We start from the raw sequence: 13,912 nt of genomic DNA, 5'->3' as shown, positions 1-13,912 counted from the left end.
GCTCCCTTGTGTCACCCTGAACTCGTTTCAGGGTCCGTTTCTCCACCCGCACCAAAGTCGCTGGATGGATGCTGAAACAAGTTCAGCATGACGAATGGACGATTACCCCAGCCGTTCCAAAGCGGCGCGGAGCCGTTCGGCTTCGGCGGACTTGGCGGCGTGGTCGGCGCGCGCCTTCTCGACCGCCTCGGGCTTGGCCCGCTCGCTAAAGTTGGCGTTGCCGAGGCGAGCGGCGAGGCTGTCGCGCTCCTTCTCGGCGGCGGCGGCGGCCTTCGAGAGCCGGTCTCGCTCCGCACCCAGGTCGATTATGCCTTCGAGCGGCAAAGAGTAGGTCGTCTCGTCGACGACGACCTGAGCCGCGCCCGAGCCGTCGAAAGCGCTCAGCTGAATGGACTCGAGACGCGCCAGCCTCGAGAGCGTCCCATGATTGCGGTCGAGCCGGCCAGCGGTGTCCTCTGACGCCTCGGCAGCGAAGAGATGCAGCTTGGCGCTCGGCGGAACATTGAGCTCGGTGCGCGCGGAACGCACCTCGCTGATCAGCCGGACCACCCAGTCGAGCTCGGCCTTGGCCTGGCCGTCGATCTGCGCTGCCGGCTCCGGCCATTTGGCGACGACCAAATCGTACGGCCGCTCGTTGGCGTTCCACAGTTCTTCGGTGATGAACGGCATCAGCGGGTGGAGCATCACCAGGATCTGGTCGAACGCCCAGGCGGCTACGGCCTTGGTCTCGGTGTCGAATGCGCCCTTCACCAGCTCTACGTACCAGTCGCAGAAGGTGCCCCACACGAAGTGATAGATGGCGTCGGCCATGCCGTCGTAGCGGAGCTCGTCGAAGGCGCGGTTTAGCTTCGCGAGCGTCTCGACCACCTCGCCGATGATCCAGCGGTTCACCGGAAGCTCCGCGCCCGGCGCGGCGATGCTGTCGCTCGCGCCGACGCCGTTCATCTGCAGGAAGCGGGCGGCATTCCAAAGCTTGGTCGCGAAGTTGCGGTAGCCCTCGACCCGCTTCTCATCGAGCTTGATGTCCCGGCCCTGGCTTTCCATCGCCGCCAGCGTGAAGCGCAGCGCGTCGGCGCCGTAGCGGTCGATCAGGCCGAGCGGGTCGACGGTGTTGCCCTTGGACTTGGACATCTTCTGCCCGTTGGCGTCACGGACGAGGCCGTGCAGGTAAAGCGTCTTCCAAGGGACCTCCCCCATGAACTCGATCCCCTGCATCGCCATGCGCGCATCCCAGAAGAACAGGATGTCGAAGCCGGAGATTAGGACGTCGTTGGGGTAGTGGCGGCCGAGATCTTCGCTCTGCTCGGGCCAACCCAGGGTGGCGAACGGCCAGAGGGCGGATGAGAACCAGGTGTCGAGGACGTCCTCGTCCTGGCGAAGCTCGACGCCGTTCCCAGCCTGCTGTTGTGCCTTCTCAACTGTTTCCGCCACGAAAACATTGCCGTCTGCATCGAACCACGCGGGGATTCGATGGCCCCACCACAGCTGCCGAGAGATGCACCAGGGCTGGATGTTCTCGAGCCAGTTGAACCAGGTCTTCGCCCAGGTCTCCGGCACGACCTTGATCCTGCCTGACCTGACCGCTTCGATCGCCGGCTGCGCGAGCTTCGCAGCATCGACGTACCATTGATCCGTGAGCCAGGGCTCGATGACCACTCCGGAGCGGTCGCCGTAGGGCGTCGGGATGGTGCGGCCTTCGACGGACATCAGCGCCGCTTCGGCGTCGAGCCGCGCGACGACCGCTTCCCGCGCCTCCTCCCGGCTCAATCCGAGCAGGTCCTCAGGGATGAGACCATCTGATGTTTGCACAACCCGCGCCTGGGCGTCGAACATGTTCAGCATCTCGCCCGGTTTGAACCCGGCGCGCTTGCCGACCTCATAGTCGTTGAAGTCATGGCCCGGCGTAATCTTCACCGCCCCGCTGCCAAGCTCGGGGTCGGCGTGCTCGTCGGCCACGATCGGGATGAGCCTTCCGGTGATCGGCAGCCGCACCTGCTGACCGACGAGCGACTTGTAGCGCCCGTCGTCGGGATGAACCGCCACTGCCATGTCGGCGAGCATCGTCTCCGGTCGCGTGGTCGAAACGTCGATTGTCCCGCCGCCCTCGGCAAGGGGGTAGCGCAGAGTCCAGAACTTGCCCTGGACGTCGCGGGTCTCGACCTCGAGGTCGCTGATCGCGGTCTGGAATTTCGGATCCCAATTGACGAGCCGCTTGTCGCGATAGGCGAGGCCCCGCTTGTAAAGCTCGACAAAGACGTGGGTTACGGCCCGGCTGAATCCCTCGTCCATCGTGAAGCGCTCATGCGCCCAGTCGCAAGATGCGCCGAGACGGCGGAGCTGGCGGGTGATCGCCCCTCCCGACTGCGCCTTCCACTCCCAAACGTGCTGCAGGAAGGCCTCGCGTCCGATCTCGACGCGCTTCACCCCCTGGCTCTCCAGGTTGCGCTCGACGACCATCTGGGTGGCAATCCCGGCGTGGTCGGTGCCGACCACCCACAGCGCGTCCTTGCCGAGCATCCGCTCGCGGCGGGTGAGAACGTCCTGCAGCGTGATGTCGAGCGCGTGGCCTATGTGCAGCGAGCCGGTGACGTTCGGCGGCGGCATGACGATGGTCCATGGCGTCGCGTCCGCGCGATCCGGGCGGAACAGCCCGCCAGCCTCCCAATGCGCGTACCAGCGCGCCTCGATGCTTTGCGGATCGAATGTCTTGGGAAGCTCGGTCATGCTCCAGCGCGGTTAGCGATGCCGCGCTGCAGCATCAACCGCTACGGACCTACGTCGTCGCTGCTTTCCGGCTGCTCGATCTTCTGCGGCGGACCAGGTGCGAGCTCCAGCGCCTTGGCGATATTCTCGTCCCAGCCGTAAACATCGGGGCGGTACTGCACCCGCGAGCCGTCCCAGAACGCGGTATGATAGAGCAGCCGGACGGGGATTTCCTGCGGCAGCTTCACGAACGTATTATCGTCGTCCTTCTGCATCGCCTTCTGGAACTGGTCGAGCACGCCTTCCTGCTGCGCGAGCGCGGTCGCAAACTGAAGGGCGTTCTCCACCCGCACGCAGCCGTGGCTGCGGTGACGGTCAGACAGGCCGAATACCGCCTTCGCCGGCGTGTCGTGAAGGTAGATCGCCTCGTCGTCACGCATGTCGAACTTGACCAAGCCGAGCGAGTTCTTCGGGCCCGACTTCTGGACCCACTGGTCCCCCTTCAGCTCGAACCCGTTCTCCTGAAGGTAGGACCGCGACTTGTCGGCGAGTTCCTTCTCGCCAATGCCCTTCGGAACGGTCCAGGTCGGCTTTGCGACCAGCTGGAAGATGGGCGCCTGCAGCTGAGGCGTCGGCTTGTCGCCCTCACCGTTGATCACCTTTCGGTGGTCGACGTGCTGCCCGTCGCGCCAATAATCGAGGAACGACGCCGCCGTGTTGACGTCGATCCGCGTGCCGGGTGGGGTGCGGGGCAACCAGCGGAGCCGCTCCATGGCGACGGCAAGCTGGCGAGCACGCTGAGCTGGACCAGTGCTCAAGGCGCCGATCGTTTCCTTCCCGAGAACTCCGTCGGGCTTGGTCCCGGAATCCGCCTGGAACTGCTTCACGGCAGCGACCAGCGCCGGCGTGTAGACTGTGGGCGCCGCGGCGGCCGCCGACTTTTGCTGGCCAGAGCCCCCGGCCTGCGATTGCGGCTGATCGTCCGACAGGTAACCCCCGGAGCGAAGCACGGCCACGATCGCCGGGATACGATTGTCGCTGGCGCCGGGCTTGATCGGTTTGTCGGCAGGAATCGGCTGCTGCCCGCCCTGGCCCGCCTGTTTGGCATAGCGCACGAACGCCTTGCTCAACGCCTTGTACTCGTCGGTCTGCGGCGCAAGCGAACTCAGCCATTCGCCGACATTACCCTGCTGTAACGCTTGCTGCAGACCGGCTCGAACGTCGACCTTCTGGTGCGGGAGCGTATAGACTTCGTGGAGCTTCGCGGGGTCGGAATACCCGTTCGCCAGGGCCGACGCGTATTTCAGCGTGGCTTCCGTCAGCGCGGGGCCGGTTTCGCCGCCCTTGAGGAACAGGTCCGTGCGCAGGCCGTGCTGCGGCGCCTGCGCGATCGCATCGCGCACCTGCTTCTCTGCGGACGAGTTCCAGTTGTACTGGGTGGTGTCTCCCGACGCATTGCCTTGGGATGACTGGTTGCCGTCACCGACCGAACAGGAAGGGAGAACGACGCTGCACAGGGCCAGGCCGAGGGCCGAGCCGATCCATTGATGTTTTTTCACGAGGGCCAGAACGCAAAGAGCGGTCGAACCGATCCATGGTTGTTCAAATCAGTCCTCAAGCATGTTGGGGTCGCGAAGCCCCTGCCCGATCGAACCGCGCATGCTGTCGGCCTCGTTGCTGGTCACCGGGTAGGCGCAATAGTCGGCAGCGTAGAACGCGCTCGGGCGATGGTTTCCGGACAGGCCAACGCCTCCGAAAGGTGCCGTCGAGGGCGCGCCGTTCGTCGGCTTGTTCCAGTTGATCACGCCGGCGCGAACGTTCGCCCAAAAGCGGTCGTAAAGCTCCGGACTGCCGCCGAGGAGGCTTGCGGCAAGCCCGTATCGAGTGGCGTTGGCCTCATCGATCGCCTGGTCGAAGTCCTTGACGCGGATCACCTGCAGCACAGGCCCGAAAATTTCCTCGTCCGGACGGTCCTTCACGTCGGTAACGTCGATGAGGCCAGGTGTGAGGTAGGGCCGATCGGTCAACGGACGGTCGAGCCGGCGGAGCGGCTTGCCGCCCTTCATCATGAGGTCCAGCCACTGTTCCTGCACCTGGTCCGCCGCGCCGAGGTCGATGACCGGCCCCATGAAGGGCTGCGGATCGGCGAAGGGCTCGTCGACGATGATGCGGTCGGTCAGCGCCTGTATCGCGGCGAGCAGTTCGCCTTCCTTGCCATCCTCGACGATGAGCCGCCGCGCGGCCGTGCAGCGCTGCCCCGCGGTGAGATAGGCGGACTGCACGATGATGGTGGCCGCCGCCTGCACGTCCTTCACGTTCCAGGCCACGACCGGGTTGTTACCGCCCAGCTCCAGCGCGAGGATCTTCTGCGGCATGTCCGCAAATTGCCGGTGGAGCGCCAAGCCGCCGCGGACGGATCCGGTGAACAGCAGGCCATCGATGCCGCGCTGCGACGCCAGGGCGCGACCCTGATCCGGGCCCCCGACGAGCAGACGCACGACTCCTTCGGGGATGCCCGCCTTGTGGAAACAGTCGACGAGGAAGGCGCCGCTCGCCGGAGTCTTCTCCGATGGTTTGAAGACGACTGAGTTGCCGGCGATCAACGCAGGCACGATGTGGCCGTTCGGAAGGTGCGCCGGGAAATTGTACGGGCCGAGCACCGCAAGCACGCCGTGCGGCTTGTGGCGAACCGCGACGCGGTTGCCGAGCGCTGCCTCAAGCTTCCGCTGCGGGGTGCGTTCGGCATAGGCGTCGATCGAGATATCAACCTTGTTGACGACGGCGCCGACCTCCGTCCGCGCTTCCCAGAAGGGTTTGCCGGTCTCGCGTGAGATCAACTCGGCGAACTCCGCTTCACGCTGGCGAACGACGTTCGCGAAACGGCGCAGCGCTTCCATTCGGTAAGCGAGCGAGACGGCTGCCCATTCGGGCCACGCGGCGCGCGCGGCCGCCACTTCGGCGGCGGCGTCGCCGATCGGAGCGCGCCAGACGATCTCGCCGGTCGCGGGGCTCGTCGAGACGAGCTCAGCCGATGCAGGCGACTGCTCCACGGCACCCTCGCTCTCGTCAACCTTACCGTGCATCGGACCTCATCGCTTCACCCATCCGCCGGATGGCATTAACCTTGTCCTCGAAGGGCCGCCAGTCGTCGCGCTCGGCGATCGCCGACCAGATCTCCTCGACCTCCTCGATGTGCATGGAGCATGGCTCCTCATCCGACCAATATGGGTGCGAAGGCGGTGCGCTGCGACCCTCGAGCGCGGCAGCAAGCGCGCGGAAGACGTCGGATTCGTACGGCGCCGGTCCGGGGTCGCGGCCGCCACGCCAGTCGAAGAATAGGCGGTCGATGGTGGCCGCGCGGGACTGAAGCGCTCGCAGCAGGAGGGCGGCAAGTTCCGCATCGCGTTCGGCCGTCGTCGGAGCGATGCCGAGCCGGCGCAGCAGATGACGAACGAGCGCCTGCTCAAAGCGCGTGCTCCACTCCGCCAGTGCTTCGGACAACGGCGGAGCTTCGGCGAGTAGAGTCAGCGAGCCGGCGAGCTGGGCGAGATCCCAGTGGATCGCCTCGGGCTGACGGCCGAAGGCGTAAAGCCCGTAATGATCGAAGTAGGCCGCGGTGAAGTCAGGATCCCAGTATGGCGTGAAGCGCCAGGGGCCGTAGTCGAAGCTTTCGCCCGTGACGTTGATGTTGTCGCTGTTGAGCACGCCATGCACGAAGCCTGCGGCCAGCAACGACGCGGTGAGGTCGGCGGTCGCTGCGGAGGCGAGATCGAACAGGCGCAGCGCATTGGTGGCATCATCGTCCGTCGGCGCTTCGCCGTAGAGCTGTTGCAGGCAGTAGCCGACCAGCCTGGCAATGTTCTCGGCTTCACCGAAGAACGCCAGGCGCTGGAAGGTGCCGATGCGGATGTGGCCGTGGCTCAGCCGCGTAAGGACAGCAGATCGGGTCGGTGACGGCTCGTCGCCACGGTCCAGCGCCTCTCCGGTCTCGAACAGCGCGAAGGTCTTGGACGTGTTCACTCCGAGAGCCTCAAGCATCTCGGTCGCAAGCACTTCGCGCACGCCGCCCTTCAGCGTGAGACGGCCATCGGCGTGGCGGCTGTACGGCGTCTGGCCCGAGCCCTTGGTGCCGAAGTCGAGCAGGCGGTCGCGGCCATCGCGGAGCTGGGCGAACAGGAACCCGCGGCCATCCCCGATCTCCGGATTGTACACGCGGAACTGATGGCCGTGATAGCGCAGCGCCAGCGGCTCCGGGAGATTGTGCGGAAGAGGCTCGAAGCGGCAGAAGTGGGCGGCCCGGGCCTTCTCGTCGAGATCGCCCAGGCCGACCGTCTCTGCCGCACGGACATTCAGGAAACGCGGGATACACTTGGGGAATCGGGCCGGCGCGACCGGATCGTAGTAGTCGGGGCCAAGCGTCAGGATTGCAGGATCGGGGCGGTACTCAACCATCGCTCATCAAGTCTGGGGGCGACGCGCGGTTCCGGCCGTCACGCCTGCGTAATGCGCTTGAGCTTGGCGGTGGCAGCGCTGTCCGGCTCGTCGGACGAGATGGTGCCGACGAACTTCCCGTCGCGATCGAACAGGAGAACGGTGCCGGTGTGATTGATCATCTTCATCGCGTGACCGTGCCCGGAATCAGGCTCAGGCTCGGCGAAGATGCCGAACTGCTTCTTGACGACCTCGATCTGCGCCGGCGAGCCCGTCAGGCCGGTGATCGGAGCGTTGAACAGGGTCGCGTACTGGCCGACTTCCTTGGGCCCGTCGTTGGCCGGATCGATGGTGATGAAGACGATGTTCATCGCGGTCGGACCGCCCGCATCCTGGCGTAGCTTGACCAGCCGCTGGAGCGTGATCGGACAGACGTCCCCGCACCGCGTGTAGCCGAAGTACAAAGCGTAGGGCTTGCCCTCGAGACGGCTGCTCGAGAACGGCTTGCCGTCCGCACCGGTCAAGGTGAACGGGCCGCCGAAGCTGGTCTGCACCGAGCTCGATTGCGCCTGCGGAGCATTCACCGGGGCACGCCGCATCAAGAACACGGCCGCGGTCGCGAGAAGCGCAACGGCGACCAGCGCCCAGAGCAGCAAACGGATGCGGCCGAAGCCGCTACGTGGAGGCGACGAGTCCGGGTTCATGGCGGCGCCTCTGCACCAGCTTGCGCTCAAAAACAAAGGCGGGGCCGTTGCGGCAGCGACGTGCGCCGCTAGGGTTGCGGCCATGAAACATTCGCTTGCCGCCACTCTGGCGCTCCTCTTTGCCTCGGCAACGGCCGCCCCTGCTAGCGCACAAGCGCTTGCGCCGACGGCAAACTTCGCGGCGCTGCCGAACGGCCTGCAGGTGAGCAACGGCGCTCTGTCACTCAACGTCACGGCGCTGAGCGATTCGATCCTGCGCGTGCGGATCGCCCCGAAAGGTGCGTGGCAGGGGGATGCAAGCTGGGCGGTGCCCGCGTCCGTTCGCCGCCAGAGGATCGCGGTCCGGCCCACGAGCGACGGCTTCGCCACGGCAGGGATGATCGTCCACGTCGATCCGTCGACCCTTCGGCTGACCGTGACCGACCCGGCCGGCAAGCTGCTCATCGATGATGCGGCGGCTCCGGTCAGCATCGAGGGCCAGCACTTCACCCTCCGCAAGGCTTTGCCGCTCGGCGAGCACATCTACGGGATGGGCGACAAGACCGGCAGCTTCGACCGCCGAGGCCAGAGCTTCGTCGACTGGAACACCGATGCCTGGGGTTTTCAGCGCGACACCGACCCGATCTACAAGTCGATCCCCTTCTATATCGGAGCGGGCGGCGCTGGCGGCGCCTACGGACTGTTCCTCGACAACAGCTGGCGCAGCTGGTTCGACTTCGGTCACCGCGAGGACGGCACGATTGCCATCGGCGCTGACGGCGGGCCCATCGACTATTACCTGATCGCCGGTCCGACCGTGCGGGACGTCGTCCGACGATACACTGACCTGACGGGCAAGGCGCCGCTGCCGCCGATGTGGGCACTCGGCTACCAGCAGTCGCGCTACAGCTACATGAGCGCCGACGAGGTCCGCTCGATCGTCAGCAAGCTGCGGACCGACCGCATACCGACGGACGTGATCTGGCTGGACATCGACTATCAGGACCGCAACCGGCCGTTCACCACCAACAAGACGACCTACCCCGACCTGAAAGGCCTCGCGCGCGATGTCGGCGCGAAGGGTATCAAGCTGGTCGCCATCACCGACCTTCATGTCGCCTATGCGCCGAACCAAGGCTACGCGCCTTTCGACAGCGGCGCGGCAGGCGGTCATTTCCTCAGGAACCCGGACGGCACGACCTATGTCGCGCCGGTCTGGCCGGGCCCGTCGGTGTTCCCGGACTTCACGCGCGCATCGAGCCGCGCCTGGTGGGGCAGGCTTTACCAGGGCCTCGCCGACGGCATCGCGGGTTTCTGGAACGACATGAACGAGCCGGCGATCTTCGACACGCCGACCAAGACGATGCCGCTCGGCACGGTGCACCGGATCGAGAGCGACGACTTCGCACCGCGCACGGCGACGCATGCCGAGGTGCATAACGTCTACGGGATGGAGAACGGCCGCGCGACACACGACGGCCTGCTGCAGCTGCGGCCGAATGTTCGTCCGTTTGTCATGACGCGTGCCAGCTTCGCCGGGGGACAGCGTTATGCCGTGACCTGGACAGGCGACAACAGCTCGAGCTGGGATCACCTGAAGCTCGCCGTGCAGCAGATGCTGAGCCTCGGGCTGTCCGGTTTCTCATGGTCCGGAGCGGACATTCCAGGCTTCACCGGCGGCGCGAGCCCCGATCTTGCCACGCGCTGGTTCGAGATCGGGGCCTTCACCCCGGTATTCCGCGGCCATTCGGCGAAGGACACGCCGCGCGCCGAGCCATGGGTGGACGGTCCCGCTCACCTTGCAATCCGCAGGCGCTTCATCGAGGCCCGCTACCGCCTGCTGCCTTACCTCTATGTAGTCGCCGACGAGAATGCCCGCACCGGCGACCCGGTCATGCGGCCGACGTTCTACGACTATCCGCACATGCAGAGCGCGTCCTGCGACCAGTCGATGGCGTTCACGGTCGGCAGCGACCTCCTGGTGGCCGCTTCGCCGAAGCCGGACTCGCTGCGGCCCTACGACATCTGCCTGCCGGGCAAGGGCTGGTACGATTATTGGACCGGGCACCAGCTTGCCTCGGACAAGACCAGCGAGACGCCGACGCTAGCTCGACTGCCGGTCTTCGTCCGCCCGGGCGCCATCGTGGCGCGCCAGCCGCTGGTGCAGAGCACTTCCGAGGCGCCGAAGGGGCCGCTGAGCCTCGACATTTATCCGGGCGACGACTGCCGGGGACAAATCTACCTCGACGACGGCGTGAGCATCAGCGGTCCAAGCCTGCGGCAGGCAGTCACCTGCACAATGACGCCGACCGGAGTGTCGCTTCAGTTCGGCGCCCGTGAGGGATCGTTCCGCCCATGGTGGAAGCAGATCGCGGTTACAGTGCATGGGAGTCGTCCGGCGCACATGCTGATCGCCGACCAGCCCCAGGCCGCGACGGTGCAGATCCGGAGCCGGTGACCGAACGGCCACCCCGGCTTCGGCTACTGCTGTTCGCCTTCGGGGACTTCGCCTTCAATCTCTACTGGCAGAGCGTCATGCTCTTCCTTCTCTTCTATTATACCGACGCGCTCGGCGTCCGGATCGGTATTGCAGCGACGACCTACATGGCCGCATCGATCTGGGACGGGGTTGCGAACTTCTGCGCGGGCGCCTTGCTGGACCGGTTCGGCGATCGGGTGCGGTACGGCGCATTGCTCGTCGCCGGTGCTGTTCCGTTGGGCGTGACGTTCATGCTCGCCTACATGCCGCCGATCACAAGCGGTGGCTGGGCAGTCGCAAGCATTTTCGCCGCACACCTGCTGTTCCGCACCGCCTACGCAGGGGTGAACGTGCCCTATCTCGCGATGACGGCGCGGATCAGCACGGATGGGCAGGACCGCGCGTTCGTCGCCGGCATGCGGATGTTGTTCGGAACTGCGGCTGCGGTAACGGTCGCACTCACGACGGTGCCGCTTGGAAGCTGGCTCGCGGGGAAGCGCCTCGCCGACGCCTATTTCTCCGCAGCGGCCGTCTTCGCCGGAGTCGGAGCACTGATCCTGGTCCTGGTCGGCGCGACATACCGCGAGATGGCTGCACCGCAGCGGCCGCCGCCCGGCAGCCTTCGCTCTGCCTTGGCCAGCCTCGCACGCAACCGCGCCTTCGTGGCGCTGAACGCCGGGATGATGGCGATGATCGTCGCCATCACCGTGCTCAACAAGTCGACGCTCTATTACTTCAAATATGTTCTGAACGATCCGTCTGGCGGTCAACTCGCCCTGGCGTCGATGGGCCTGGTCAGCGGCATATCCATCCCACTGTGGATGCTGCTCGGACGTTACGTCGGGTTACGGGTCCTGTGGCTGATTGCCGCCGGCATGGGCATCTCCGGATTGCTGCTATTTATTGCCGTCCAGTTCGATCACGCGCGGACCATGCAGGCGTTCCTGGTCGGAATGCAGGTGTCGAGCATCGGGTTGAACTTCGTGTTCTGGGCGATGCTTCCCAACACGATCGAGTACGGCGAGCAGACCACCGGCGTGCATGTGGAAGGGACCGTGTTCGGCCTCGCCGCATTGCTGCAGCGGATCGCGATCGGCATTGCGACGGCGATCCTGGGCTGGAGCTTCGAGAGCGCCGGCTATGTACCCAACATCCAGCAAAGCGCGGAGACGCTTGCCGGGATGCGCGCCACGGTGGCCATGGTGCCGTTGCTGTTCCTGGCGCTGTCCTGCGTTGCGATGATCCTGAACCCGCTGGGCCGTCGGCGCCCTTCAGTCGGCTAGGCAGTCAGTTCGAACGTACCCTGCACGCCCGGGCTTTCGGCTGACGGAGCGATCCAGACGTCAATCGTGCCGGGCTCCACCACCGGGCGATTGTTCGCGCCGAGGAACGCGAGATCGCTCGGCCGCAGCGTGAACTGCACGACTTCGGACTGTCCGGGCGCCAGCGCCAGCTTGCGGAAGGCCTTGAGCTGGCGAACCGGCTGAGTGACGCTTGCGGTGCGGTCGTGGACGTAGAGCTGCACCACCTCCTCGGCTGCGCGGCTGCCGCGGTTGGTGACTCGGGCCGCAACCCTGATCGTGCCGTTCATGCCGACGGAAGGCGCGCCGAGCAGAAGGCCGCTGTACTCGATCTTTCCGTAGGTCAAGCCGTGGCCGAACGGGTAGAGCGCGCTGTTGGGAATTCCGCGATAGTGCGCCTTGTACTCGGCAAGGGGCCCTTCCGGGTTCGGGCGACCGGTGGATTTGTGCGCGTAGTAGTAAGGCTCCTGCCCGGACGCGCGCGGGAAGCTTGCCGGCAACCGGCCCGACGGACTGTAAGCGCCAAACAGGACGTCGGCGATGGCGTTGCCGGTCTCCGTCCCCAGGAACCAGGTAGCGAGGATCGCCTCTGCATCGGCGACTGCGCCTTCGAGCGCCAGTGCGCGGCCGTGCTTGAGGACGACGACGACTGGCTTGCCGACCTTGGCGACCGCCTCGGCAAGGGCCTGCTGGGGTGCGGGGACGACGATGTCGGTGCGGGACTGCGCTTCGCCCGACATGTTCTGCGATTCGCCGATTGCGAGCACGACGATGTCGGCGGCGCGCGCCGCGGCGACGGCCTTGGCAATGCCCCCGGCAATCGGCTCCTCGGACTTGGAGCCCTCGGCGACGATCAGATCAGCCTTGTTGGCGAGCGCTCCGCGAACGCCGGTGGCGAGATCGACAGCCTTGGCGTCGTCGCCGTAGACGCACCACGGGCCGATGAGGTCGTGCTGGCCGCTCGCGAACGGACCGATGAGAGCGATCTTCGTGCCGGAGCGCGGCAACGGCAGGAGGTCGCCTTCGTTCTTCAGGAGAACGATCGACTTGCGCCCGGACTCGCGGGCCAGCGCGCGGGTCTGTGGCAGCAGCGATCGCGCCTGCTCGCGCTTCTCGTCGATGCGCCGGAAAGGGTCGTCGAACAGGCCGAGCATGGCCTTCAGCGCAAGCACCCGGCGAACGGATTGGTTAAGTTGCGCTTCCGGCACCGCGCCGCTGCGGACCAGGTCGGGCAGATGCTGGCGGTAAAGGCCGCTCTGCATACTCATGTCGACGCCGGCGAGGAATGCCAGGCGAGCCGCATCCCGGCCGTCCTTTGCGTAACCGGCGGCGATCATTTCCTCGTCGCCAGTGTAGTCGGAGACCACGAAGCCCTGGAAACCCCATTCGCCGCGGAGCAGTTCGGTCTGCAGCCAGTGGTTGCCCGTGGCGGGCACGCCGTTGATCTCGTTGAAGGAAGCCATTGCCGAGAGCGCGCCAGCGTCGAACGCCGCCTTGTAGGTCGGCAGGTAAATCTCGCGCAGCCGCCGCTCCGACATGTCGACGCTGTTGTAATCGAGACCGGATTCGCCGGCGCCGTATGCCGCGAAGTGCTTGACGCAGGCGAGCAGGTGGTCGGCCGAGCTCAGGTTCTCGCCCTGGAAACCGCGCACCCGCGCCGCCGCGAACAACTCCCCAAGCAGCACGTCTTCGCCGCCGCCCTCGACACCGCGGCCCCAGCGCTGGTCCCGAGCGACGTCGACCATCGGCGAGAAGGTCCAGTCGATGCCGGCACCCGCGGCCTCGAAAGCGGCTGCGGCGGCAGTCCGGCGCGCGAGGTCGGGCTCGAAGCTCGCGACTTCGGCGAGCGGCACGGGAAATACAGTCCGGTGGCCGTGGATAATGTCGGCAGCGAAGATCAACGGGATCTTGAGCCGCGATCCGCTCATGACCGCGCTCTGCATGATCCGCGCCATGCGGGCGCCATTGCCGTTGAATACGCCGGTGAGCTGACCCAGCCGGCCTTCTTCGACTTGCTGCTGGAAGTTGGGACCGTCGCTCGGCGGGTTGAGCGCGATGGCGGTGCCGCCGCCCCAGGCCGATGCCATCAGGCTGAGCTGCCCGGCTTTCTCCTCGAGCGTCATACGCGCGATCAGCGGGTCGATGAACCTGGGCGTGTCGACGCGACCGGCAGCCTGAAGCAATGCTCGTGCCGGCGTCGCCAGCCATGCAGCGATTGCCCCCGCGCCCATCAGCGCGGCGCGGCGCGAAATCCGCGTGTCCATCATCCGTCCCTCCTTGCGAACCGCCTTCCTTCTCTATGATCGGATGGTCAG

At 66.1% G+C, this 13,912-nt stretch carries 8 protein-coding genes; 2 read left to right on the top strand and 6 right to left on the bottom strand.

Going from position 1 to position 13,912, the window contains the following annotated elements; all coding sequences use genetic code 11:
- Positions 1 to 102 precede the first annotated feature (102 nt).
- Genes ACUXST_RS01265 through ACUXST_RS01245 form a run of 5 tightly spaced genes read right to left on the bottom strand, consistent with a single transcriptional unit; the run spans position 103 to position 7,838 of the window.
- A complete protein-coding gene (locus ACUXST_RS01265) occupies positions 103 to 2,724 on the bottom strand; it encodes a valine--tRNA ligase (protein WP_458388143.1) in 2,622 nt (873 codons plus the stop codon).
- 41 nt (positions 2,725 to 2,765) lie between these two features.
- On the bottom strand, positions 2,766 to 4,262 hold the full coding sequence (locus ACUXST_RS01260; RefSeq protein ID WP_458388142.1) for a L,D-transpeptidase family protein: 1,497 nt from the start codon (positions 4,260 to 4,262) through the stop codon (positions 2,766 to 2,768).
- 48 nt (positions 4,263 to 4,310) lie between these two features.
- Positions 4,311 to 5,786, bottom strand: coding sequence for a succinylglutamate-semialdehyde dehydrogenase (gene astD, locus ACUXST_RS01255; RefSeq protein ID WP_458388141.1), 1,476 nt, complete (start codon positions 5,784 to 5,786; stop codon positions 4,311 to 4,313).
- Positions 5,776 to 7,155 (bottom strand): protein adenylyltransferase SelO family protein, encoded by a 1,380-nt coding sequence (locus tag ACUXST_RS01250; protein ID WP_458388140.1) that lies wholly within the window; start codon positions 7,153 to 7,155, stop codon positions 5,776 to 5,778. Before ACUXST_RS01250 ends, astD begins: the two co-directional genes overlap by 11 nt.
- A gap of 38 nt (positions 7,156 to 7,193) precedes the next feature.
- The gene (locus tag ACUXST_RS01245) at positions 7,194 to 7,838 is read right to left on the bottom strand and encodes an SCO family protein (protein ID WP_458388139.1); all 645 of its coding nucleotides are present in this window, start codon (positions 7,836 to 7,838) and stop codon (positions 7,194 to 7,196) included.
- Between the two features lie 82 nt (positions 7,839 to 7,920).
- On the opposite strand from ACUXST_RS01245, the gene ACUXST_RS01240 reads away from it, so the two are divergent.
- Both ACUXST_RS01240 and ACUXST_RS01235 read left to right on the top strand, forming a co-directional pair.
- Positions 7,921 to 10,275, top strand: coding sequence for a glycoside hydrolase family 31 protein (locus ACUXST_RS01240; RefSeq protein ID WP_458388138.1), 2,355 nt, complete (start codon positions 7,921 to 7,923; stop codon positions 10,273 to 10,275).
- The gene (locus tag ACUXST_RS01235) at positions 10,272 to 11,579 is read left to right on the top strand and encodes an MFS transporter (RefSeq protein ID WP_458388137.1); all 1,308 of its coding nucleotides are present in this window, start codon (positions 10,272 to 10,274) and stop codon (positions 11,577 to 11,579) included. Before ACUXST_RS01240 ends, ACUXST_RS01235 begins: the two co-directional genes overlap by 4 nt.
- Here the strand turns inward: ACUXST_RS01235 and ACUXST_RS01230 are convergent.
- Positions 11,576 to 13,864: a glycoside hydrolase family 3 N-terminal domain-containing protein gene (locus ACUXST_RS01230; protein WP_458388136.1), complete on the bottom strand. Its 2,289-nt coding sequence runs from the start codon at positions 13,862 to 13,864 to the stop codon at positions 11,576 to 11,578. The two genes, ACUXST_RS01235 and ACUXST_RS01230, sit on opposite strands and share 4 nt — an antisense overlap.
- Between the last annotated feature and the right edge of the window lie 48 nt (positions 13,865 to 13,912).

This window comes from Sphingomonas sp. F9_3S_D5_B_2 (genome assembly GCF_054263715.1).
This window is presented reverse-complemented; position numbering and strand designations above follow the sequence as displayed.